The following is a 22,409-nucleotide window of genomic DNA, read 5'->3' on the forward strand; positions in this document are numbered from 1 at the left end:
AGCCATGAGCGAAGCGAACGCCCTCGTCACCGTGATCATCGCCTCGTACAACCACGGCCCGTACATCGAGGAGAGCATCCTCAGCGTCATCAATCAGACCTACCAGAACATCGAATTGCTGGTGGTCGATGACGGCTCGAAGGACGACAGCGTCGAGCGCATCACTGCCTTGCAGGCACAGTACGGTTTCGATTTCCGTGTGCAGCAGAATCAGGGCCTGACCAATACGCTCAACGGCGCCATCGCGCGGGCCAAGGGTAGCTTGATCGTGCCATTCGGCTCCGACGACATCATGTACCCGGAGCGCATCGCGATTCAGGTGGCGTACATGGACGGCAAGCCGGAAGTGGGGATTTGTGCCGGCAACATTGAGTTGATGGACGCCGACGGCAACCTCTACCCGGAAAAGCGTCAGCGCCGTGATGTGCCGTTCCGTCGTCTGGACTTCGACGACATGTTCCTTGAGCGCAAACCGTATCCACCAGCCCCGACCCTGATGATTCGCCGCGAAGCGCTGGACAAGGTCGGTGGCTTCGACCCGACGATTCGCCTCGAAGACCTCTACATCGAACTGAAGGTGACCCGCGCCGGTTATTTCATCGATGGCTTGAACGTGGTGATGGCGCGCTATCGCAAGCACGCGACCAACTCGTACAAGAATCACCGCTTCATGATCGAAAGCATTCTGCGCATCTACGCGTTGTTCAGCGATCATCCGCTGTACGACGAAGTGCGCTACAAGTCGCTGAATTCGATGTTCCTGAAAACCGCCAACCGCAATCGCAAGCTGGCGTGGGAGCTGCTGAAGCAGATCCCGTTCAAGGCGTGGAACAAGAAGACCTGGCGCGGTCTTGGGCGGTTACTGTTTTCGCCGCAGGAAAAGGGCTGAAACAGCGGTCGCCCGCGCTTAGCGGGCGACTTTCTCCGAGAGCGGCTTATCGCCTTTCTGCCGCGAGCGAATCCACTGCAGCACCTTCTTGCCGGCGGCCATGCCCGGCAACTCGATGTACAGAAAGCTCAGGCTGCTGATCAGAATCAGCAGGCAGGTGCAGATCGCGATCAGCGGCAGATAGACATCCGCCTCCCGCGCATCCAGATTCAGCAGCAGCGGCAGACGCTGCACCATCAGCCACAACACAAAACCGTGCAGCAGATAGGTGCTGTAGCTGATCTCGCCGAGCCAGCGGATGCTGCGTGGCTTGAGCGCACCGAACAGGCTGTTGCCCGACGCCACGATCACGAAAAACAATGACAGCAGGAACAGCGGCCCGGTCTTGAACGCACGGTTGAACGCGGTGAAGGCAATCACCAGCGCCAACACGGCAATCACGCCCGCCAGACGTGTGCGGCTCCAGGCCACCAGCGCAGGCTTGCGAATCCAGTACGCCGCGGCGATCCCGCCGAGAAAACTGGCGAGGAAGTGCTTCTTCAGCGAGTGCTCCCAGCCGACCACTTGATACAGCGCGTAAATGCCGATCAGGCACAGCACCACTTGTATCCAGCTGCCGCGATAGATGAACACCATCCCGGCCAGTGGCAGCGCCAGATAGAAAAACACTTCATAGGCCAGCGTCCAGGTGACGTTGGAAATCAGCATGCCGGTTTGCGGGTATTGGTTGATGTCCGGACGGTCGAAGGTCAGCCACGCCAGAATCTGTTTGAACAGGGCGCTGCCAGGCTCTTTCAGTTCCCAGTTCTGCAAATGGAACACGGTGACGAAGACGATCAACATCAGCGGCAGGTACAGCGGATACAGGCGAAACACCCGCGAAATGCCGAAGGCCAGCCAATCGTGCTGACGCCCTTGGGTCAGCAGACGGTTCCAGAACAGGAAGCCGGTGATCATGAAAAACAGCGCAACGCTGCCCTGGCCGATCATCGAATAGAAGTTGCTCGGCGGAAAGCCGAATTCGCCGGTGCGCAGAAAGATCCAGGTAATGACAGCGTGGTGCACGAACACACCAAACGCCAGGTAGCCGCGCAGGCCATCGATGCTGGCATAGCGGCTTTCACCGGAATGCTGCAGGTGGCGGGCGATTTTCGGTACGACGCGCAACAAAAGCGCGGCGGATACGATGGCCAGCAGATAGGCTGCCAGCGCAATGAGGGGGTTGGTTTCGATCATCAATGAACTCGGGCCGCAGTGTTGCCGGCCAGCACTTGCCTGTGCAGATTATCCACCGCAGATTGCGACGCCATCACGGCGTAGCCCTGGAGTAATGCTTCGAAGTGGTCTTCGAACAACCAGCGTTTGTCGACGGTATAGCGCTGCATATGGCGCAAATTTCGCTGGCGCAGGGCCAGACTGAGCGGGCTAGGGTAAACGCGCAGGTCGGCCAGATCAATCAAACCGAACTCGCCATCCTCCAGCACCAGCACGTTGCCCAGGTGCAGCGAGCGGAAATACACGCCTTTCTCATGCAATTGCGCCATGAACTTGCCAAAACGCTCGACCAGCGCCTGACGAACGGCCGGTGCGGTAATGCTCTGCAATACCTGACGCAACGTGTGGCCAGGCAGCGGGGCGTAATGCACGGCGCTGCTGCCATCGTTGAGGCGATAAAGATTGAGCACTTGCGGGGTTGGAATGCCCATAAGGCGCAACTGCTCGCTGTTGACGGCAAAGCGCTCGGAATAGGGATTGAAGCTGCCCGAGGTGTACCAGCGGCGACGGCGGAACAGTTTGAGGAAGCTGCCATCGGTCAGGCGCAGGACTTTCGGGCCAAGGCCGTCTTCTTCGATGACCTGAGCGCCATTGCTCAAGTGCTGCAGGTCAGTCGCAGAGAGTTTTTGCACCGGCAGGGTCAGCAGTCGCCGCGCACGTTGATTGATGCTCAGTGCCGCGATCAGTGCCAACGGGATCCACAGCAGGAACCAGTGTTCCTTGGGCCGCGAAATGATCCCGCCGCCTTCGGTCAGCCCGGCGCCGATGCCAAAGATCAGCAGTGTCGAGGCGACAATCAGCAGCGGTTGTACGCGCTGACGCCAACTGCTCAGCAGGCCCCTGAAAATAAAGAACAGCCACGGCACCAGACCGACAATGCCGACGTAATACAGCACGCCCAGGACAAAGCTGTGTGGCTCCTGGAAATTGATGCCGACGCCGGGGTCGACGGACAACGTGGCGCTGTAACCATGTCCGATCCAGGGATGGTCGGCAATCATGTGCAGTACTTGTTTCCAGATTTCCAGTCGATACGAATCGCCACGTTCGATGATCATTTGTGCAAACAGGAAGGCGACCGTCACGCCGCTAAGGGCCAGGCCGATCAACAAGCCCACCGAGCGGCGGTTCCAGCAAATGAAGCACAGCCACAACGCGGCCATGGTCAGCGCCACAAGCGGCGTTCTGGAGCCGGTGCCAATGACCGCCATGAACATGATTGCCATTGCCGGCACACTCAGCCACATCATCTGGCGGCGTTTGCAGGTCATGGTTACGCTCAGCCAATAGGCGCTGAAGAAACCGAACAGGTGCGAGCTGAGCAGTGGGTTGTCGAAAGCGCCGCCGCCGATCAGACGTATGCCCGGTTGGTAAATATGGGCGAATCTGAACAGGAACCACGTCGTTGCGACCAACGCCACTAACGCGGCGCCGAACAGCAGAGGTTGCAGGATCTCACTGCGATAACGCACCAGCAGATAGGTGCCGGCAAACAGCAGCAAGGTGTGCAATGACGGTTTGAACATCCCGGCGAGGCCTTCTTCGCGCGGCCCCCAACTGAGGCTGAGCAGGGCCCAGGCGACAAATATCAACAGCGAGACGAAGATCGGTTCACGCAGTAATTCTTTGAGTTCACGTGGGCGCAGGCACAGTGCGATCAGCGTTGGAATGCTGAACAAGCCGTAAAACAGCTTGTGATGCAGACTTCGGCCCGGCAAAAAAAACAGCGCGCACAGGAGCAGGAAATAGCCGACGGGAAGTATCCACAGGCTAATGAAGTCGAAGACTCGATTGGACGTACTGCTGAAGCCGCGAAGTTGCATGCTGTGAGATTCAATCCTGAAGAAGTTGATCGACCATTCGGATGATGGCTATTTGATGCTTAAAAAGGTGTCTAACAATAACAGCCTTTCGCCGATTGCCAGAACCCCGAAGAAGCTGTGTTAAAGTCGGCGTCCTTATTTATCGACTCTTCGCGTGATATGACCGACTCCAGTCCTGCCGCAAGCCCCTCGAGCTTGAAAATCTACTTCCGCCTGCTCGGCTATGTTCGGCCGTACATCAGTCTGTTTCTGATCAGCATCGTCGGTTTTCTGATTTTCGCTTCGACCCAGCCGATGCTTGGTTACATTCTCAAGTATTTCGTCGACGGCCTGTCGAATCCGGAAGCCGTGCTGTTCCCGACCGTGCCTTACCTGCGTGACCTGCAACTGCTGCAGGCCGTGCCGTTGCTGATCATCCTGATCGCGGCGTGGCAGGGTCTGGGATCTTATCTGGGCAACTATTTTCTGGCCAAGGTTTCCTTAGGCCTGGTGCATGACTTGCGCGTGCAGTTGTTCAACAACCTGCTGGTGCTGCCGAACCGCTACTTCGACAAGCATAACTCCGGTCATCTGATTTCCCGCATCACCTTTAACGTGACCATGGTCACGGGGGCGGCAACGGATGCGATCAAGGTCGTAATCCGTGAAGGCATGACGGTGATCTTCCTGTTCGCCTCCCTGCTGTTCATGAACTGGAAGCTGACACTGGTGATGGTTGCGATCCTGCCGCTGATCGCCGTGATGGTGCGCACTGCGAGCAAGAAATTCCGCAAACAGAGCAAGAAAATCCAGCTGGCCATGGGCGACGTCACTCACGTGGCTTCGGAAACCATTCAGGGTTATCGCGTGGTGCGCAGCTTCGGCGGCGAAGTCTACGAAGAGAAGCGCTTCCTCAAGGCCAGCCAGAGCAACACCGACAAACAGCTGCGCATGACCCGCACCGGTGCGATCTACACGCCGATGCTGCAACTGGTGATCTACAGCGCCATGGCCGTGCTGATGTTCCTCGTGCTGTACCTGCGCGGTGACGCTTCGGCCGGTGACATGGTCGCCTACATCACCCTCGCCGGCCTGCTGCCGAAGCCGATTCGCCAATTGTCCGAAGTCAGCTCGACCATCCAGAAAGGTGTGGCCGGTGCGGAAAGCATTTTCGAGCAGCTGGATGTTGCGCCTGAAGTCGACACCGGCACGGTTGAGCGCGATGCGGTCACCGGTCGTCTGGACGTGCGCAACCTGAGCTTCACCTACCCGGACACCGAGCGTCAGGTGCTCGACAACATCAGCTTCAGCGTTGAGCCGGGGCAGATGGTTGCGCTGGTCGGCCGTTCCGGCAGCGGCAAGTCGACGCTGGCCAACCTGATCCCGCGTTTCTATCACCACGACAAGGGCGAAATCCTTATCGACGGTGTGGAAGTCGAAAACTACAAACTGCTCAACCTGCGTCGTCATATCGCTCAAGTGACTCAGCACGTAACCCTGTTCAGCGACACCGTGGCCAACAACATCGCCTATGGCGATCTGGCCGGCGCGCCGCGTGAAGACATCGAGAAAGCCGCGCGTGATGCCTACGCGATGGACTTCATCGCGCAACTGCCTGAAGGCCTCGACACTCAGGTTGGCGAGAACGGCGTGCTGCTGTCCGGTGGTCAGCGTCAGCGTCTGGCGATTGCCCGTGCGTTGCTCAAGAACGCACCGCTGTTGATTCTCGACGAGGCCACCTCGGCCCTCGACACTGAATCGGAACGGCACATTCAGGCGGCACTCGATCAAGTGATGAAGGGCCGCACCACGCTGGTGATTGCTCACCGTCTGTCGACCATCGAGAAAGCTGAACTGATTCTGGTCATGGATCAGGGCCGCATTGTTGAACGCGGCACCCACGATGAATTGCTGGCGCAGAACGGTTACTACGCCCGTTTGAACGCCATGGGCCTGGATGCTCCGGCTGAAGACATCGCCTGATAATGTTCACGCGGCCCGGTAGGAGCTGCCGCGGGCTGCGATCTTTTGATCTGTTTTCATAGAAGCAAGATCAAAAGATCGCAGCCTGCGGGAGCTCCTACAGGGAAAGTGCATTGCAGTTGTGGGCCGTTGTTTGTATCCAGACCTTTACCCTTCTTGACCAAACCGGCATAAAACCGGGCACCGCGCTTGTTAAGGTTCCTCAACGAACTCTTACATCTATCGAGGGGGACATCCCCGTCGCGCGGGTACTCTCATGTTGCAACGCTATCTGTGGAAACTGCTGCCCAAACCGCAGCGGGCCTTCCTGCTGGGGCGCTTGTCGGTGGTTGATCGGCAGGTCGTGAACAAGTCGATGTCGGCCAGCGTGGCGTTTCCAAAGGCTTTCCAGCAGCACGCGTGTCTGTTCATTCATGTGCCCAAGTGCGCCGGCAGCAGTGTTTGCGAAGCGATGTTCGATGGCTGGCGCCCGGGGCATCTGCCGTTGTACTGGTATCAGGAGCAGTTTCCGCAACAGTTCGCCACGGCGTGGAAGTTTGCCTTCGTGCGCGACCCGCTGGAGCGCGCGTACTCGGCCTTCGCGTTTCTGCGCGGTAATGAACTGAGTGGCCGCGATCAGGCCGCGCAGCAACTGGTCAGGCAGTACCGGGATTTCGACGATTTTGTCTTGCGCTGGCTGCATCCCGAGAACATTCCCCGGCAATTGCACTTTGCGGCGCAAACCGATTTTCTCACCGACTCGCTGGGGCATCTGGCGCTGGATTTCATCGGCTATCAGGAACATCTGCAGCGCGACTTTCAGTTGGTCTGCGAGCAGTTGGGTCTGGCCAGTCAGTTGCCCCACGTCAACAGCTCCCGGCAACGTCAGCCAATGCCCGCACGTGAATTTTGCACCGCGCGCACCCGGCGACTGGTGAGACGGGTTTATCAGCGTGACTACGAGTTGCTCGGTTATGAATGAATCGCTGTCGCTGCCGGCGCCAGCGCCGGCCATTCGCCCTTATGGTCTGGCGCTGTCGCATCAGGCCCGCGCCATGATCAAGGGGCAGCGTCCGCGTTGCCTGTGGCTGACCGGGTTTTCCGGTGCCGGCAAGTCAACACTGGCCAACGCGCTGGAGTTGTATCTGCATCAGTTTGGCCTGCACACCTTTTTGCTCGATGGCGACAATGTGCGCAGTGGCCTGTGTCGCGATCTAGGCATGGGCGATGGCTGTCGTCGCGAGAACATTCGGCGCATGGCGGAGGTGGCGCGGCTGATGGTTGATGCCGGGCTGATCGTGATCGTCGCGGCCATCTCGCCGTTCCGCGCCGAGCGTGAGGCGGCACGCCGACTGTTTGCCCCGGAGGACTTTATCGAGGTGCATGTCAGCACCTCGTTGCAGGTCTGTGCGCGGCGCGATCCGAAAGGGTTGTATCAAGCGGTTCGCGAGGGCCGGATCAGCAACTTCACCGGCGTAGACAGTCCCTACGAGCCCCCGCTGAGTGCGGAATGCCGAATCGACACTGAAGCCCTTGAACTGCCCGAAGCCTGTCAGCAGTTGGCGGGGTTGCTGCTCAAAAAATGAGCAGAAAACCCACCTGTTTCATCCTGTTGCAGCCTGCGCGCAAGCCGGCGCCAACCCTGTGTTAATATCGCGCCCCTGTTCATTTTGTATGTGGGTTGCTCCATGAAGTTGTCCATGCCGCGATTCGATCAAGCCCCTGTCTTGGTGGTCGGCGATGTCATGCTCGACCGTTACTGGCATGGTGGTACCTCACGGATTTCCCCTGAGGCGCCGGTGCCGGTCGTTAAAGTCGAGCAAATCGAAGACCGTCCGGGCGGCGCTGCCAACGTTGCCTTGAACATTGCCGCGCTGGGTGCGCCGGCGTCGCTGGTCGGTGTGACCGGCGATGATGAAGCCGCCGACAGCCTGAGCAACAGTCTCAAGGGCGCGGGCGTTCGTGCCCTGTTCCAGCGCATCGCGCATCAGCCGACCATCGTCAAACTGCGGGTCATGAGCCGGCACCAGCAATTGCTGCGTATCGACTTTGAAGAACCGTTTGCCACTGACGCATTAGCCCTGGCCTCGCAGGTCGAAGACTTGCTCGAAGGCATCAAGGTGCTGGTGCTGTCGGACTACGGCAAAGGCGCGTTGAAAAACCATCAGGTGCTGATCCAGGCCGCGCGTGCCAAAGGCATTCCGGTGCTGGCCGATCCGAAGGGCAAGGATTTCTCGATCTACCGTGGCGCCAGCCTGATCACGCCGAACCTCAGCGAATTCGAAACCATCGTCGGCGGTTGCGCCGATGAGCACGAGCTGGTGAGCAAGGGCGCGACCCTGATGCACGACCTCGAGCTCGGCGCGCTGCTGGTGACCCGCGGCGAACACGGCATGACCCTATTGCGCCCGGATCATCCGGCGCTGCACTTGCCGGCACGTGCCCGTGAAGTGTTCGACGTGACCGGCGCTGGCGATACCGTGATTTCGACGTTGGCGGCAGCGATCGCGGCGGGCGAAGAATTGCCTCACGCGGTGGCCCTGGCCAACCTGGCCGCCGGCATTGTTGTTGGCAAATTGGGTACGGCGGCGATCAGCGCCCCGGAACTGCGTCGCGCAATCCAGCGCGAAGAAGGTTCGGAGCGTGGCGTGCTGGGTCTGGAGCAACTGCTGCTGGCGGTTGACGATGCTCGCGCGCACAACGAACGCATCGTCTTCACCAATGGCTGCTTCGACATTCTGCATGCCGGCCACGTGACCTATCTGGAACAGGCGCGCGCGCAAGGTGATCGCCTGATCGTGGCGATCAACGATGACGCCTCTGTCAGCCGTCTGAAAGGCCCGGGCCGTCCGATCAATAGCGTCGACCGTCGTATGGCGGTTCTTGCCGGCCTCGGCGCGGTGGACTGGGTGATCAGCTTCCCTGAAGGCACGCCGGAAAACCTGCTGCGTGAGGTCAAGCCGGATGTGTTGGTCAAGGGTGGGGATTACGGCATCGACCAAGTGGTCGGCGCGGATATCGTGACTGCGTATGGCGGCACGGTGAAAGTGCTGGGGCTGGTGGAAAACAGCTCGACCACGGCGATTGTGGAAAAAATCCGCGGTCATTAAGGTCAAAAGATCGCAGCCTGCGGCAGCTCCTACATTGGAATGTATTCCCCTGTAGGAGCTGCCGCAGGCTGCGATCTTTTGCTTTCAGGAATTCACTTTCTTGCGCGGTACGATTTTCTTCAGCAATTGCTTGGCCTTGCCGCGTAATCGCGCGAGGCCAGTCGTCTTCTCCGGTGGCGTCAGACCTTGTTGACGCAACCAGTCCTTCCAACGAATCCGCTCATCGCGCACCAGCCAGCCCTCCTGGCGGGCGAAGCTTTCCGCCAGATACAAACCGCGAGTACTCGCCGGGTACAGTTGATCCTTTTTCAGGGTGTACAACTCGGGCAACGGCTGACCGTCCTGCAACGGCATCAGGTACAAATCGGGCCGCTTGCGATCCAGCCGCGCCACCAGTTGATCGCCTTCCAGCCGCTCGTCGACATGAAACAGGCTCAAGGATTTCGCTTCCTTGGGCACGTCCAGGCGCAGGTCGTAAATCAATTGCAGCGACGCCGTCGGCAAATGCACATAAGCCCGTGGCCGTTCCTGCAATTGCAGATTGGCGCAGCGCACCGGTCGTGCTGAACCCGACAGCGGCGACAGGCGAAACGGCAGCGCTTCACGATAATGCAGGGCAGAGGAGTAGGGCGCCGGCAGCCACGTATCGTTGAATCGGCCGCCGAGCCAGCCTTCGGGCGTTTCCAGCAAACACTCTTCAGCAATTTCCTGAATCGCCGTGTGCAACGGAATGTTCAGTTCGTGCGCTGGCACATAACCGGAAATCAGTTTCAGCACCACGTCGCCGCGATCCTGCCGACGCTGGCGCACCAGCACCCAGTAATCGCGATTCTGCCAATGCAGGGTCAGGCGCACCGACACACCGAGGTTGGCCAGCTCCAGCGAAAACCGCTCGGCGTCCGCCACGCTCACCGGTTTGCGCCGTTGCAGGGTCTGGGAAAAATTCAGCGGCATGCCGACGCTCTGATAGGTCAGGCCTTCAGGCGTGGCTTCGACGAACAGTGGCAGGGTTTTGAAGTTGCTCGGGTTCTTTCTGATGAGCGTGCGCGGCATGTCGGCTCCTGCTTAATGCCGCGGGGCGGCGTCAGTGACCACGAAGGACCTGGGCTACGGTCGCAACGTTGTGGGCGAGGTGCAGCGGATTGATCGTTCCGACAATAGCACTGGCTACGCCCGGCTGGGCAAACAACAACTCGAAGCTGGCGCGCACCGGATCGACTCCTGGGCTCAGGCAAACGTGACCGCTGGCCAAGGCCTTTTTCACCAGAATGGCTTTGCCGTGGGCAGCAGCATAGTCAATGACTGCTTTCTCGCTCTGTTCGTTCAGATTGTAGGTGACCATCGCGCAGTCCCCTTGCTCCAACGCTTTCAAGCCGCCCTCGACAGTTTTGCCGGAGAAGCCGAAGCCGCGAATCTTGCCTTCGGCCTTGAGTGCGGCGAGGGTTGCGTAAACTTCTTCGTGCTCAAGGATCGCCATGTCGTTGCCGTCGGAATGCACCAGAACCAGATCGATAAAATCGGTTTCAAGACGTTGCAGACTGCGTTCAACCGACATGCGTGTATGCGCAGCGCTGAAGTCGTGGTGCGACAGGCCATCGGCAAATTCTTCACCGACCTTGCTGACAATCACCCAGTCCTGACGCTGATCACGCAGCAGCGGGCCGAGGCGTTCTTCGCTGCGACCATAAGCGGGGGCAGTGTCGATCAGGTTGATGCCCAGTTCGCGCGCCTGGCGCAGCAGCATCCGCGCTTCGTCGTCGCCGGGGATCTGAAAACCGTTGGGGTATTTCACGCCTTGGTCGCGGCCGAGTTTGACCGTGCCCAGACCCAGCGGCGAAACCGTCAGGCCGGTGCTGCCCAGCGGGCGGTGGAAGTCGTGCAGGCTCGGAAGGCTCATGGCAGCAGTTGCTCCCAGGCAGGAATGCCCATCGGCGGTTTCGGCAGGATCGGCAACGGTTCGCTGGCGTGGGGCTGAATGCCGTCGCGCTCAAGTGCAGCGATCACGCGATCAGCGAAGTCCGGCGCCAGCGCCAGTTTGGTCGGCCAGCCGACCAGCAGACGACCTTGCTCGGCGAGGAAGGCGTTGTCCGGGCGGGTCAGCCCGGTTTGCAATGGTTCGGCACGGTCAACGCGCAAGGTCGCCCATTGCGTGGTGCTGAGGTCGATCCACGGCAGCAACTGCGCGATTTCTTTTTGCGCGGTAGCGATCTGCTCGGCGGGTTCGCGGTGTACGCCTTCGCTTTCAGCGATGTCGCCGCCCATGTACCAGACCCACTGACCGTCAGCGGCAGGATGGGTGGTCACGGTGATGCGCGGTTTGGTGCCTCCGCCCAGGCAGTGCGCGTACAGCGGCTTCAGGCCGGGGCCTTTGGCGATGATCATGTGCAGCGGTCGACGTTGCATGGCCGGTTGGCTCAGGCCGAGGTCTTCAAGCAATTGCGCAGTACCGGCGCCGGCGCTGAGCACGATGCGTTGCGCACGGATTTCGCGGCCATCGACTTTCAGGCCAACCAGCACGCCCGCTTCCAGCAGCGGTTCGATGGTTTGCCCGGCGAGCAGACCGTCACCCGCCAGATCAGCGAGACGCTGCACCAGACTCGGCACGTCTACCACCAGTTCGGCGAGGCGGTAGACCTTGCCCTTGAAGCGTTTGTCTTGCAGGGCCGGCGGCAGTTGCTCGCCCTTGACCTGATCAACGCGGCCACGCACGGCTTTACTGGCGAAGAAACTGGTGAGGTTGCCGGCGAGGGTGCCGGGCGACCACAGATAGTGAGCTTCGGAGAGCAGGCGCACGCCGGACAGATCCAGCTCGCCGTCGCCGGCCAGCGCTTCACGCCAGCGGCGCGGCATGTCGGCGATGGCTTCCGAAGCGCCGGTCAGCGCACCGTGCAGCGCGTATTTGGCGCCGCCATGGATGATGCCCTGGGACTTCACGGTCTGCCCGCCACCGAGGCTGGCGCTTTCCACCAGCACGGTCGAAAAACCCTGACGGCGCAGACGCGCGTTCAGCCAGAGGCCGGCGACACCAGCGCCGACAATCAGAACGTCGGTGGAAATAACGGATGGCATGCAAAGACCTCAGGTGTTCAAGACGAGGGCGCAGTATACAGACTCGGCAAAGCGCGGGATTTGTCGATGATCAATGCGACGAATGCAAAACCTGTAGGAGCCAAGCTTGCTCGCGAAAGCGGTGTGTCTGGGATGAATTTTTTGCCTGACACGACGCCTTCGCGAGCAAGCTCTGCTCCTACAGGGATAGGTGTTTGCCGATTAGTGGCCGGCGGTTTTCGAGAACAGCTGGATGACGACGACGCCCAGCACGATCAGCGCCATCCCGAGCATCGCCGGCACATCCAGTTTCTGCCCATAAATAAACAGCGCCGCGACGCTGACCATCACAATCCCCATCCCCGCCCACACCGCGTAAGCCACGCCGACTGGCACCGTGCGCACCACCAGCGTCAGCATCCAGAACGCGATGCCGTAACCGACGATGACCAACACCAACGGCAGCGGCGTGCTGAAGCCTTTGACGGCTTTCATCGACACGGTGGCGATCACTTCGGCGCAAATGGCAATGGCCAGGTAGGCGTAGGCGTTCATGGTTCAAATCCTCAAGGTGAAACGTTGCTTTACTGAGCCGGCATTCTAGAGATTCCCCAGATGGGGTAAAGTCATTACCTATCTGTTCTGAAGATGGGTTGGTGAGTCAGCATGCAGTGGAATCTGGAGCAACTTCGGGTGTTTGTCAGCGTCGCCGAGCAACGCTCGTTTTCCGCCGTGGCGCGGCAGCAGCGTAAGGCGCAGTCGGCGATCAGCAGCGCGATCGTCATGCTCGAAGACGACCTCGGTGTCAGCCTGTTCGAGCGTAGCAGCGGTCGCCAGCCGACCCTCACCGAAGCGGGGGAGGCGTTGCTCGAAGAGGCGCGGGAAGTGCTGCGCCAGTGCGAGCGCCTCAACGGCCGGGCGATGGCGATGATGCGCGGTCAGGAAGCGCAGTTGCGCGTGGCGCAGGATGAAGCGATGCCTTATCAGGCATTGGTGGAAAGTTTCGGCGCACTGGCCGAGCAATTCCCCAGCCTCGAAGTGCAACTGACCAGCGCCGCCCAAGGTGAGGTCGCGCGCAAACTGGAGGAGCGTCGCGCTGACCTCGGCCTGCTGTTCTATCACGACGAAATCCCCGAAGCGCTGGAGCGCCGAGTCCTTGGCAGCGTCGAAATGGTCACCGTCTGCGGGATCAATCATCCGTTGGCGACGCAGAGCTACGTCACATGTCAGCAGATGGCGCAGCATCGGCAACTGTTGATGTCGACCCAAACCAGTGTCTACCCCGGCAACGAACCGGCCAGCCCGCAAGTCTGGCGCGCCGACAGCTTCTACGTGATGGCCGAATGGCTGGTGCGCGATCTCGGCTGGGCGTGGCTGCCACGCCACGTCGTGCAGTACTCGGCGTATCAAGGTTTGATGGTCGAACTCGACAGCGAATGGACACCGCCGGCGCTGGTGGTGGAACTGGTCTGGCGCCGTGACGAGCCGCTCGGCCCGGCGGCGCGTTGGCTGGCGGAGCGTTTTGCCGTGCACTTGCGGGCGATCGGCGACAAAAGTCGATAAACTCCGCCGCCATGAATAGAACTCTCTACACCGCGCTGTTTTACCTGGGGCTGCCATTGGTGGCGATTCGGCTGTGGCTGCGGGCGCGCAAGGCGCCGGCATATGCCAAGCGGATTGGCGAACGTTTCTCCTACGGGATGCCAACGCTGCAACCCGGTGGCATCTGGGTGCACGCGGTGTCGGTGGGCGAGAGCATTGCCGCTGCGCCGATGATTCGCGCGCTGCTGCAACGTTATCCACAGCTGCCGATCACCGTGACCTGCATGACCCCGACCGGTTCGGAACGGATTCAGGCGCTGTTCGCCAACGAGCCGCGCATCCAGCATTGCTACCTGCCGTATGACTTGCCGTGTGCGGCGGCGCGCTTTCTTGATCGCGTGCAACCGAAGCTCGCGGTGATCATGGAAACCGAGTTGTGGCCCAACCACATTCATCAGTGCGCCAAACGCGGGATTCCGGTGGCGTTGGCCAACGGACGCTTGTCCGAGCGTTCGGCGCGCGGTTATGGGCGGTTCCGCAAACTGACCGCGCCGATGCTCGCCGAGATGAGTTTTTTCGCCATTCAGACTGAGGCAGAAGCGCAGCGCTTCCGCGATCTGGGCGCACGTTCGGAAACGGTCGAGGTGACGGGCTCGATCAAATTCGACCTGACCATCGACCCCGCACTGCTGCAACGCGCCGCCGAATTGCGTGGGCAATGGCAGGCGCTGGAGCGTCCGGTGTGGATCGCCGCCAGCACTCACGAAGGCGAGGACGAAGTGGTGCTTGATGCCCATCGTCGTTTGCTGGCCAATCACCCGGACGCGTTGCTGATTCTGGTGCCGCGCCATCCTGAGCGTTTCAACTCGGTGTTCGAGCTGTGTCAGCGCGAAGGTTTTGCCACGCTGCGACGCTCGACCGGGGCGAATGTCGATGGGCAGACGTCAGTACTGCTCGGCGACACCATGGGCGAATTGCTGTTTCTGTATGCCTTGGCCGACAGCGCGTTTGTTGGCGGCAGTCTGGTGGCGAACGGCGGGCATAATCTGCTGGAACCGGCCGCGCTGGCGAAACCGGTGCTCAGCGGCCCGCACCTGTTCAACTTCCTCGACATCGCCGCGCAGTTGCGTGAAGCCGGGGCCTTGGCAGAAGTGGAGGATGCCGAAGGGCTGGCGGTGGAAGTGCGGCGCTTGTTCGAGTTGCCGCGTGATGCGCAACGCATGGCCGACGCCGGGCTGGCCGTGATGCGCCGCAATCAGGGCGCGTTGCAGCGGTTGCTGGATGGCTTGGCGCGGCTGATCAAATAGTCGCTTGGAAAATTACTGTGGCGAGGGGATTTATCCCCGTTGGGTTGCGAAGCAGCCCCAAAACCATTCACCGCGGTGATTCGGGAAAACCGTGTTCACCTGTAATGCGACTGCTGCGCAGCCGAACGGGGATAAATCCCCTCGCCACAGGGGATTCATCCAGATTGTTTACGGGCGGGCCTTGAGTTGCTCTTCCGCAGCCTTGGCCAGATCCGGCGGCAGGAAATCCTTGTCCGGGTTGTAGTCGGCTTTCAGATAGCGTCGCAGATCTTCCAGGTCGCCGGGATTCAACGTCCCCGCCGCCTGCTTCAAGCGCAGGTTGTCGAGGATGTAGTCATACCGCGTGTTGTTGTAGTTGCGCACCGAGGTGTACAGCTGACGCTGCGCATCGAGCACGTCAACGATGTTGCGCGTACCGACCTGATAACCGATTTCCGTGGCTTCCACCGCGCTCTGGTTGGAAATGATCGATTGCTTGCGCGCCTGTACCTGCTCGACGTCGGTGTTCACCGCGCGGTGCAGGTTGCGGGTGTTCTCGACGATCTGCCGACGCAGCGATTCACGCTGTTGTTCGCTCTGATCCAGCTGCGCATACGACTGACGCACTTGCGAACTGGTCAGCCCGCCGCTGTAAATCGGCACGCTCAGTTGCAGGCCGACGGTGGTCTGTTCAACGTTGCCACCGTAAGGCGCACCGAACGAGTTCGGGTTGGCGAAACCGAGGGCGTCGTTGTCACCTTTTTCGTATTTGGCCACAGCATCGAGGGTCGGCAAGTGACCGGCCTTGCGCTGCTTCAATGTCTCTTCGGCCGAGCTGACGGCGTAGTTACTGGCCAGCAAATTGAGGTTCTGACGCGCCGCCGTATCGACCCACGATTTAGCATCGTTCGGCGCGGGCGGCAGAATCGGCAGCGAGTGAACGATGCCCTGAATCGAGTTGTACTGACGGTTGGTCAGGGTGATCAGCGCTTCAAACGCGTCATCGACCTGACGCTGCGCAACGATGCGGTTGGCCCGTGCGGTGTCGTAACTGGCTTGCGATTGCAGGACGTCGGTCTTGTCCGACAGGCCGACATCGAAGCGCTCGTTGGACTGGTCGAGCTGGCGCTTGAATGCGGCTTCTTCGGCCTTGGTCGAGGCCAGATTGTCCTGGCTGCGCAGCACGTTGAAATAGCTTTCCGCCGATTGCAGGATCAAGTTCTGCTCGGTTGCCGAGAGTTGCAGTGCGGCTTGCTCGTTGACGTCCTTCGCGGCCTGGTACTGGAACCAGCGATCGGCGCGGAACAACGGTTGGGCGAGGGTCGCCTGATACGAATGCGCGCTGCGGTTGGCGATGGCTGAAGGCTGATCGATCGAGGTGCGCACGTTGGCGGTTTCGGCGCCGCCGGACAGGTTCGGCAGCAAACCTGCGCGGGCCTGTGGCACCACTTCTTTCTGTGCGCCGTACTGGGCGCGGGCGGCGGCCAGATCGGCGTTGTTGTCGACCGCTTCCTGGTAAACGCTGACCAGATCGGTTTTGGTCGACAAGGGCGCTTCTGCTGCCCAAGCCATTGCGTTGGACGCACAAGACACGGCAATAGCCAGTGAGAGTTTGCGCAGCATGAGGCGATCCCTAGCATTAATATTATGGAAATAATGTGCGCGCCAAGGCTACGGCGCAGCCCCCGCAGCGTCAAGGCGCGGCCGGGCAAAGCGAGTGTAGTTGTGCAATCGGTTCACAACAATCGGCCAAGCCCCTGTATTTGCGCCATTCATCATGGTGTTTGCCACGGTGTTGGCGTTCTTTGCCAGTTGTGTCTAGACTGGCCGGGTTCTTGTCGGGGTGCCTTGCTATGAGGCTGAGATCGAATAATTTCGGATCCCGTTGAACCTGATCAGGTTAGCGCCTGCGTAGGGAACAAGATTTCTCGTCACCCGGCGAGTCCTCTTGTGCTTCGTCCGGGAAATTGTTCGACAATCGAACGCTCGACGACGATGCACAGCACCAGTCCTGGTGCGTCCGTGCCTTTCAGGTTCTGCTCCGACAATCCACTGCCTGGATGCTGTCTGGAGAGCCCGTGATGACTACTACAAAATCAAAAAACGCGATCAACCTGAGTGACTCGGCCAAGGTCGACGAGCAATCGGTCAAGCCGTTCACCCGTTCGCAAAAAGTCTACGTTCAGGGCTCCCGCCCGGACATCCGCGTGCCGATGCGCGAAATCAGCCTCGACGTGACGCCGACCGATTTCGGCGGTGAAATCAACGCGCCGGTCACCGTTTACGACACCTCAGGCCCGTACACCGATCCGAACGTGGTGATCGATGTGCGCAAAGGTCTGGGCGATGTGCGTTCGGCGTGGATCGACGACCGTGGCGACACCGAGCGCCTGCCAGGCCTGAGTTCGAACTTTGGCCAACAACGTCTGGCCGATGCCGAGCTGACCAAGCTGCGTTTCGCCCACGTCAACAACCCGCGCCGCGCCAAGGCCGGGGCCAACGTCAGCCAGATGCACTACGCCCGTAAAGGCATCATCACCGCCGAGATGGAATACGTCGCCATCCGCGAAAACATGAAACTGCAAGAGGCCCGCGCTGCCGGCCTGTTGACGCAACAACACGCCGGGCACAGCTTCGGCGCGAGCATCCCGAAAGAAATCACCGCCGAATTCGTCCGCGAAGAAATCGCCCGTGGCCGCGCAATCATTCCGGCCAACATCAACCACGTCGAACTGGAACCGATGATCATCGGCCGTAACTTCCTGGTGAAGATCAACGGCAACATCGGCAACAGCGCGCTGGGTTCTTCGATCGAAGAAGAAGTGGCGAAACTGACCTGGGGCATTCGCTGGGGTTCGGACACCGTGATGGACTTGTCCACCGGTAAACACATTCACGAAACCCGCGAGTGGATCATCCGCAACTCGCCAGTGCCGATCGGCACCGTGCCGATTTATCAGGCGCTGGAAAAAGTCAATGGCGTCGCCGAAGACCTGACCTGGGAGCTGTTTCGCGACACGCTGATCGAGCAGGCCGAGCAGGGCGTCGACTATTTCACCATCCACGCCGGCGTGCTGCTGCGTTACGTGCCGCTGACCGCCAAACGCGTGACCGGCATCGTTTCCCGTGGCGGTTCGATCATGGCCAAGTGGTGCCTGGCGCACCATAAAGAGAACTTCCTCTACACCCACTTCGACGAAATCTGCGAAATCATGAAGGCCTACGACGTCAGCTTCTCGCTGGGCGATGGCCTGCGTCCGGGCTCGATTGCCGACGCCAACGACGAAGCGCAGTTCGGCGAACTGGAGACACTCGGCGAGCTGACCAAGATCGCCTGGAAGCATGACGTGCAATGCATGATCGAAGGCCCGGGCCACGTGCCGATGCAGTTGATCAAAGAGAACATGGACAAGCAGCTGGAGTGCTGCGACGAGGCGCCGTTCTACACCCTCGGCCCGCTGACCACCGACATCGCGCCGGGCTATGACCACATCACCTCCGGTATCGGTGCGGCGATGATCGGCTGGTTCGGTTGCGCGATGCTTTGCTACGTGACGCCGAAGGAACACTTGGGCCTGCCGAACAAGGATGACGTGAAGACCGGGATCATCACTTACAAGATCGCGGCGCATGCGGCGGACTTGGCCAAAGGGCATCCGGGCGCACAGATTCGCGACAACGCCTTGAGCAAGGCGCGTTTCGAATTCCGTTGGGAAGACCAGTTCAACCTGGGGCTTGATCCGGACACCGCGCGTTCGTATCACGATGAAACCCTGCCGAAGGATTCGGCGAAGGTCGCGCACTTCTGTTCGATGTGCGGGCCGAAATTCTGCTCGATGAAGATCACCCAGGAAGTCCGCGAATACGCGGCCAACCAGCGGATCGAAGCGGTCGACGTGGACGTCGCCCAAGGCCTGGCGGAACAGGCCGAGCGGTTCAAGAAGGAAGGCAGTCAGCTGTACAAAAAGGTTTGACCCCGTACTGATCGTTCCCACGCTCCGCGTGGGAATGCAGCCCGTGACGCTCCGCGTCACTGGACGCGGAGCGTCCCTAGAGGCATTCCCACGCAGAGCGTGGGAACGATCACATGACAAAAAATACTCCTCCGAGATAACACCCTTGAGCATTCAACCCAGCACTTACTCCCCCGACCTCGCCGTACCCGCTGACAAGCGTGTCTTCGGCGGTCGTGATCTGTTTTCCCTGTGGTTCTCCCTCGGCATAGGCCTGATGGTTTTGCAGACCGGCGCATTGCTCGCGCCAGGTTTGGGCCTGTCCGGTTCGTTGCTGGCGATTTTCCTTGGCACGCTGGTCGGCGTGCTGTTGCTGGCCGCCGTTGGCGTGATCGGCAGTGACACCGGCCTGTCGTCGATGGCCGCGCTGAAGCTCAGCCTCGGCAGCAAAGGCGCGAGCTTGCCGGCGCTGCTCAATTTGCTGCAACTGATCGGTTGGGGCTCGTTTGAAATCATCGTCATGCGTGACGCCGCCAGCCTGCTCGGTACCCGCGCGTTCAGCGAAGGTTCGCTGTGGTCGAACCCGGTGTTGTGGACGCTGTTTTTCGGCGCATTGGCAACCTTGCTAGCGGTCAGTGGCCCGTTGACTTTCGTGCGGCAGATCCTGCGCAAGTGGGGCATCTGGCTGCTGCTGGCAGCGTGCATCTGGCTGACCTGGAATCTGTTCGCCAAAGCCGATCTGGCGGATCTCTGGTCGCGTGCCGGTGACGGTTCGATGCCATTCGCCGTGGGTTTCGACATTGCCATCGCGATGCCGCTGTCGTGGCTGCCGCTGATCGCCGACTACTCACGTTTCGGCAAGCGTGCGAAGAATGTGTTCGGTGGCACTGCGGTCGGTTTCTTCATCGGTAACTTCTGGCTGATGAGCCTTGGCGTCGCCTACACCCTGGCCTTCGCGCCAAGCGGTGAAGTCAACGCGCTGCTGTTGGCATTGGCCGGTGCCGGTCTGGGTATTCCGCTGTTGCTGATTCTGTTGGACGAGTCGGAAAACGCCTTCGCCGATATTCACTCGGCAGCGGTGTCCAGCGGGATTCTGTTGCGTCTGAAAGTCGAGCATCTGGCCTTGGCCATCGGCGTGATTTGCACGCTGATCGCCTTGCTGGCGCCGTTGGCGCAGTACCAGAATTTTCTGCTGCTGATCGGTTCGGTGTTTGCGCCGCTGTTCGGCGTGGTGCTGGTGGATCACTTCATTCTGCGCAAGCGCAGCGCTCAGGTCGCATCGGCTGCGTTGCGCTGGCCGGCGTTGTTGGCGTGGCTGGGTGGCGTGAGCACCTATCACTTGCTGGCGAATCTGTATCCGGATGTCGGCGCAACCCTGCCGGCGCTGGTGCTGGCAGGGCTGTTGCAGCTAGTGCTGGGTCGGGCCTTCAGTTACGGCCGGGAAACAGCTCAGGCTTGAGAATGCCGTTCAGACGCGGATAAGGAATCTTCAGTTCGACGTGGCCCAGTGCGTAAGGCGCAATGGTGGTCACGTCGTACTTGAGGATCACGCCGCCATAGGTCAGCGCCACGTTCTGGGTTTTCACGAACGGCCAGTTCTTCACGAACTCCGCTTCCTGATCGAGCTTGGTGCTGATCAACCAGCTGTTGTGCGCAACCTGCGCCGCTTTCCAGAATGCGTCTTCCTGACCCGGCAGCAACATGTCGGACAGGTTCAGCACCTTGTGCTGCTGGCGCGAATAGTTGATGAAACCGCGACCCGGGTTGCCATGCGCGCCGCCGGTGTCGAGGTAGCTCGACAACTCGATGATCACCAAGCCGTCATGCTGCTCACGTACTTTCGCTTGCAGGTAGCTGCTGTTGCGCGGTCCGGCACTGGCCAGAAACTGATCGCGATAAGCCGCCAGGGTCGGCGCTACCGGGGCGTTTTTCTCGGTGCGGGTCATTTGCAGCAGACGTTTTTCGATGATGCCGTCCAGTGCAGGTTCTGCCGGGAAGCGCAGGGTGTCGATGTTCACCAGCGGACAATCCGGGTTGGAACAGCCAGGTTTCAACTGTTCAGATGCGTCGCGAGTGGTCTCCAGCGGCGTGCGGTAGTTGGGCTGGAACAGGCTTGCGCAGGCGCCCAGAGTCAGGGCGATGGCGGCCACGGAGGCAATTTTGAAAAGCGACATAGGCGTCCTTTCGAAAACAAGGGAAGGCAAAAAGTTACCGCTTCGACTCTCAACGAGGCAGTCAGTTCGCCACTAAGCTAATTAGAGTGGGTTTCGCCTCCACCGTCCATCCCGCTGACGGTAAAGGGGCTGCATCAAACCGTTCGGGCGAGTTAGGATGGCGCGAAGTCGAGGTTGCCAATCAAGCAACGCAGCCTCGTAATGGAATTGCAGTAAAGAGGATGCTCATGACTGATTTTGCCAACGCCATTCCGACCGCCGTCGATATCGTGCGGCGCGAAAAATGCTACGAGGGCTTTTACAAGCTCGACCGCGTGCACCTGCGCCATGAATTGTTCGCCGGCGGCATGAGCCGCGAAATCAACCGTGAAATCTTCGTCCGCCACGATGCCGTGTGCATGCTGCCGTACGATCCGCAGCGCGACGAAGTGGTGCTGATCGAGCAGTTTCGCATCGGCGCCATGGGCAAGACCGACAACCCGTGGCTGGTCGAGCTGGTCGCTGGTCTGATCGACAAGGATGAACAACCGGAAGAAGTTGCTCACCGCGAGGCGCAGGAGGAAGCTGGGCTGGACATCAAGGCCCTGTGGCCGATGACCAAATATTTCCCGTCGCCGGGCGGCAGCAACGAGTTCGTGCATTTGTACTTGGGGCGTTGCAGCACCGAAGGCGCAGGCGGCCTGCATGGCCTGGAAGAAGAGGCAGAAGATATCCGCGTCACGGTCTGGGCCTTTGAAGATGCCTTGCAGGCCGTCCGTGACGGACGCATTGCCAATGCGGCGAGCATCATCGCCTTGCAGTGGCTGGCGCTGAACCGCGCCGAAGTGAGGGGGTTATGGTTGTAAACAAGTTGCGCGATCGCTATCGAGTCGACCTCGCGGGGCTGCAAGCCGCCTGCGAGGCCAACTACGCGCGCCTGATGCGGCTGGTGCCGGACATGCGCAACGACCCGGAAGCGCGGCGCATCGCCGTGACTCAGGGCGAGCAGATGCTCGGCGTGCTGGCCCTCGAAGTGCTGCAAACCTGCCCGTACACCACCACTTTGCAAGTGCGTCAGGAACACAGCCTGCCGTGGCTGCCGGTGCCGCAACTGGAAGTGCAGGTCTATCACGACGCGCGCATGGCCGAGGTGGTCAGCGCCGAACATGCACGACGCTTTCGCGGCATCTATCCTTACCCGAACGCTGCGATGCATCAGCCGGATGAAAAGGCTCAGCTCAATCTGTTCCTGGGGGAATGGCTGAGTCATTGCCTGGCGCTGGGGCATGAGTACGAAGTCGTACGCTAGTTGTGAACTGCGTCCGGTTCACCGCTTTCCTCTTTTACTGATCCCCCAGCATAATTGCGGCACTTGATCGATTCCGTGCT

At 60.2% G+C, this 22,409-nt stretch carries 19 protein-coding genes and 1 riboswitch; of the genes, 11 read left to right on the forward strand and 8 right to left on the reverse strand.

Annotated features, from left to right (window positions below; translation table 11 throughout):
* Nucleotides 1–4 precede the first annotated feature (4 nt).
* On the forward strand, nt 5–889 hold the full coding sequence (locus KFS80_RS11625; RefSeq protein ID WP_159811711.1) for a glycosyltransferase: 885 nt from the start codon (nt 5–7) through the stop codon (nt 887–889).
* A gap of 18 nt (nt 890–907) precedes the next feature.
* Here the strand turns inward: KFS80_RS11625 and KFS80_RS11630 are convergent, their stop codons facing one another.
* Nucleotides 908–2,125, reverse strand: a complete 1,218-nt coding sequence (locus KFS80_RS11630; protein ID WP_212544880.1) for an acyltransferase family protein — start codon at nt 2,123–2,125, stop codon at nt 908–910.
* Entirely contained in the window at nt 2,125–3,987 is a 1,863-nt protein-coding gene (locus tag KFS80_RS11635; protein WP_212544881.1) for a bifunctional O-antigen ligase/aminoglycoside phosphotransferase family protein, read from the reverse strand. Before KFS80_RS11635 ends, KFS80_RS11630 begins: the two co-directional genes overlap by 1 nt.
* A 159-nt stretch (nt 3,988–4,146) precedes the next feature.
* Between KFS80_RS11635 and msbA the strand changes: the two genes are divergently transcribed.
* From msbA to hldE, 4 genes are all read left to right on the forward strand, one after another.
* A complete protein-coding gene (gene msbA / locus KFS80_RS11640) occupies nt 4,147–5,949 on the forward strand; it encodes a lipid A export permease/ATP-binding protein MsbA (protein ID WP_212544882.1) in 1,803 nt (600 codons plus the stop codon).
* Between the two features lie 256 nt (nt 5,950–6,205).
* Nucleotides 6,206–6,910, forward strand: coding sequence for a sulfotransferase family 2 domain-containing protein (locus KFS80_RS11645; protein WP_212544883.1), 705 nt, complete (start codon nt 6,206–6,208; stop codon nt 6,908–6,910).
* Complete coding sequence (cysC, locus tag KFS80_RS11650) at nt 6,903–7,514, forward strand: adenylyl-sulfate kinase (protein WP_212544884.1); 612 nt, start codon at nt 6,903–6,905, stop codon at nt 7,512–7,514. Before KFS80_RS11645 ends, cysC begins: the two co-directional genes overlap by 8 nt.
* Before the next feature lie 102 nt (nt 7,515–7,616).
* Entirely contained in the window at nt 7,617–9,038 is a 1,422-nt protein-coding gene (gene hldE / locus KFS80_RS11655) for a bifunctional D-glycero-beta-D-manno-heptose-7-phosphate kinase/D-glycero-beta-D-manno-heptose 1-phosphate adenylyltransferase HldE (RefSeq protein WP_159811693.1), read from the forward strand.
* A gap of 84 nt (nt 9,039–9,122) precedes the next feature.
* Here hldE and KFS80_RS11660 read toward each other — a convergent pair whose 3' ends face one another.
* From KFS80_RS11660 to KFS80_RS11675, 4 genes are all read right to left on the reverse strand, one after another.
* On the reverse strand, nt 9,123–10,091 hold the full coding sequence (locus tag KFS80_RS11660) for a hypothetical protein (RefSeq protein ID WP_053116733.1): 969 nt from the start codon (nt 10,089–10,091) through the stop codon (nt 9,123–9,125).
* A gap of 31 nt (nt 10,092–10,122) precedes the next feature.
* Nucleotides 10,123–10,935 carry an aldo/keto reductase gene (locus KFS80_RS11665; RefSeq protein ID WP_212544885.1) on the reverse strand — a complete coding sequence of 271 codons (813 nt, stop codon included), beginning with the start codon at nt 10,933–10,935 and terminating at the stop codon, nt 10,123–10,125.
* Nucleotides 10,932–12,107 (reverse strand): NAD(P)/FAD-dependent oxidoreductase, encoded by a 1,176-nt coding sequence (locus tag KFS80_RS11670; RefSeq protein ID WP_212544886.1) that lies wholly within the window; start codon nt 12,105–12,107, stop codon nt 10,932–10,934. The genes KFS80_RS11665 and KFS80_RS11670 overlap by 4 nt, the downstream gene beginning before the upstream one ends.
* 201 nt (nt 12,108–12,308) lie before the next feature.
* On the reverse strand, nt 12,309–12,641 hold the full coding sequence (locus KFS80_RS11675) for a DMT family transporter (protein WP_053116736.1): 333 nt from the start codon (nt 12,639–12,641) through the stop codon (nt 12,309–12,311).
* A 111-nt stretch (nt 12,642–12,752) separates the two neighbouring features.
* Between KFS80_RS11675 and KFS80_RS11680 the strand changes: the two genes are divergently transcribed.
* Nucleotides 12,753–13,649, forward strand: a complete 897-nt coding sequence (locus tag KFS80_RS11680) for a LysR family transcriptional regulator (protein WP_212544887.1) — start codon at nt 12,753–12,755, stop codon at nt 13,647–13,649.
* A gap of 11 nt (nt 13,650–13,660) precedes the next feature.
* Nucleotides 13,661–14,935: a lipid IV(A) 3-deoxy-D-manno-octulosonic acid transferase gene (gene waaA, locus KFS80_RS11685; RefSeq protein WP_212544888.1), complete on the forward strand. Its 1,275-nt coding sequence runs from the start codon at nt 13,661–13,663 to the stop codon at nt 14,933–14,935.
* Between the two features lie 168 nt (nt 14,936–15,103).
* On the opposite strand, the gene KFS80_RS11690 is transcribed toward waaA, so the two are convergent.
* Entirely contained in the window at nt 15,104–16,537 is a 1,434-nt protein-coding gene (locus KFS80_RS11690) for a TolC family outer membrane protein (RefSeq protein WP_053116739.1), read from the reverse strand.
* A 206-nt stretch (nt 16,538–16,743) separates the two neighbouring features.
* Nucleotides 16,744–16,849, forward strand: a riboswitch (TPP riboswitch).
* 146 nt (nt 16,850–16,995) lie between these two features.
* Here KFS80_RS11690 and thiC point away from each other — a divergent pair.
* Nucleotides 16,996–18,888 carry a phosphomethylpyrimidine synthase ThiC gene (gene thiC / locus KFS80_RS11695; protein ID WP_212544889.1) on the forward strand — a complete coding sequence of 631 codons (1,893 nt, stop codon included), beginning with the start codon at nt 16,996–16,998 and terminating at the stop codon, nt 18,886–18,888.
* Between the two features lie 145 nt (nt 18,889–19,033).
* Nucleotides 19,034–20,326, forward strand: coding sequence for a putative hydroxymethylpyrimidine transporter CytX (cytX, locus tag KFS80_RS11700; protein WP_064117169.1), 1,293 nt, complete (start codon nt 19,034–19,036; stop codon nt 20,324–20,326).
* On the opposite strand, the gene KFS80_RS11705 is transcribed toward cytX, so the two are convergent.
* The gene (locus tag KFS80_RS11705) at nt 20,295–21,041 is read right to left on the reverse strand and encodes an RsiV family protein (RefSeq protein WP_053116742.1); all 747 of its coding nucleotides are present in this window, start codon (nt 21,039–21,041) and stop codon (nt 20,295–20,297) included. The genes cytX and KFS80_RS11705 overlap by 32 nt on opposite strands.
* A 227-nt stretch (nt 21,042–21,268) precedes the next feature.
* On the opposite strand from KFS80_RS11705, the gene KFS80_RS11710 reads away from it, so the two are divergent.
* Both KFS80_RS11710 and KFS80_RS11715 read left to right on the forward strand, forming a co-directional pair.
* On the forward strand, nt 21,269–21,886 hold the full coding sequence (locus KFS80_RS11710; RefSeq protein ID WP_053116743.1) for an NUDIX domain-containing protein: 618 nt from the start codon (nt 21,269–21,271) through the stop codon (nt 21,884–21,886).
* On the forward strand, nt 21,877–22,329 hold the full coding sequence (locus KFS80_RS11715; RefSeq protein WP_053116744.1) for a DUF1249 domain-containing protein: 453 nt from the start codon (nt 21,877–21,879) through the stop codon (nt 22,327–22,329). The genes KFS80_RS11710 and KFS80_RS11715 overlap by 10 nt, the downstream gene beginning before the upstream one ends.
* Nucleotides 22,330–22,409: the final 80 nt, after the last annotated feature.

This window comes from Pseudomonas rustica, assembly GCF_018336155.1.
Classification (GTDB): domain Bacteria; phylum Pseudomonadota; class Gammaproteobacteria; order Pseudomonadales; family Pseudomonadaceae; genus Aquipseudomonas; species Aquipseudomonas rustica.

Coding starts and splice junctions, on each gene's coding strand:
- KFS80_RS11625 (WP_159811711.1), top strand. CDS start 5: ATGAGCGAAGCGAACGCCCTCGTCACCGTGATCATCGCCTCGTACAAC.
- KFS80_RS11630 (WP_212544880.1), bottom strand. CDS start 2,125: ATGATCGAAACCAACCCCCTCATTGCGCTGGCAGCCTATCTGCTGGCC.
- KFS80_RS11635 (WP_212544881.1), bottom strand. CDS start 3,987: ATGCAACTTCGCGGCTTCAGCAGTACGTCCAATCGAGTCTTCGACTTC.
- msbA (WP_212544882.1), top strand. CDS start 4,147: ATGACCGACTCCAGTCCTGCCGCAAGCCCCTCGAGCTTGAAAATCTAC.
- KFS80_RS11645 (WP_212544883.1), top strand. CDS start 6,206: ATGTTGCAACGCTATCTGTGGAAACTGCTGCCCAAACCGCAGCGGGCC.
- cysC (WP_212544884.1), top strand. CDS start 6,903: ATGAATGAATCGCTGTCGCTGCCGGCGCCAGCGCCGGCCATTCGCCCT.
- hldE (WP_159811693.1), top strand. CDS start 7,617: ATGAAGTTGTCCATGCCGCGATTCGATCAAGCCCCTGTCTTGGTGGTC.
- KFS80_RS11660 (WP_053116733.1), bottom strand. CDS start 10,091: ATGCCGCGCACGCTCATCAGAAAGAACCCGAGCAACTTCAAAACCCTG.
- KFS80_RS11665 (WP_212544885.1), bottom strand. CDS start 10,935: ATGAGCCTTCCGAGCCTGCACGACTTCCACCGCCCGCTGGGCAGCACC.
- KFS80_RS11670 (WP_212544886.1), bottom strand. CDS start 12,107: ATGCCATCCGTTATTTCCACCGACGTTCTGATTGTCGGCGCTGGTGTC.
- KFS80_RS11675 (WP_053116736.1), bottom strand. CDS start 12,641: ATGAACGCCTACGCCTACCTGGCCATTGCCATTTGCGCCGAAGTGATC.
- KFS80_RS11680 (WP_212544887.1), top strand. CDS start 12,753: ATGCAGTGGAATCTGGAGCAACTTCGGGTGTTTGTCAGCGTCGCCGAG.
- waaA (WP_212544888.1), top strand. CDS start 13,661: ATGAATAGAACTCTCTACACCGCGCTGTTTTACCTGGGGCTGCCATTG.
- KFS80_RS11690 (WP_053116739.1), bottom strand. CDS start 16,537: ATGCTGCGCAAACTCTCACTGGCTATTGCCGTGTCTTGTGCGTCCAAC.
- thiC (WP_212544889.1), top strand. CDS start 16,996: ATGACTACTACAAAATCAAAAAACGCGATCAACCTGAGTGACTCGGCC.
- KFS80_RS11705 (WP_053116742.1), bottom strand. CDS start 21,041: ATGTCGCTTTTCAAAATTGCCTCCGTGGCCGCCATCGCCCTGACTCTG.
- KFS80_RS11710 (WP_053116743.1), top strand. CDS start 21,269: ATGACTGATTTTGCCAACGCCATTCCGACCGCCGTCGATATCGTGCGG.
- KFS80_RS11715 (WP_053116744.1), top strand. CDS start 21,877: ATGGTTGTAAACAAGTTGCGCGATCGCTATCGAGTCGACCTCGCGGGG.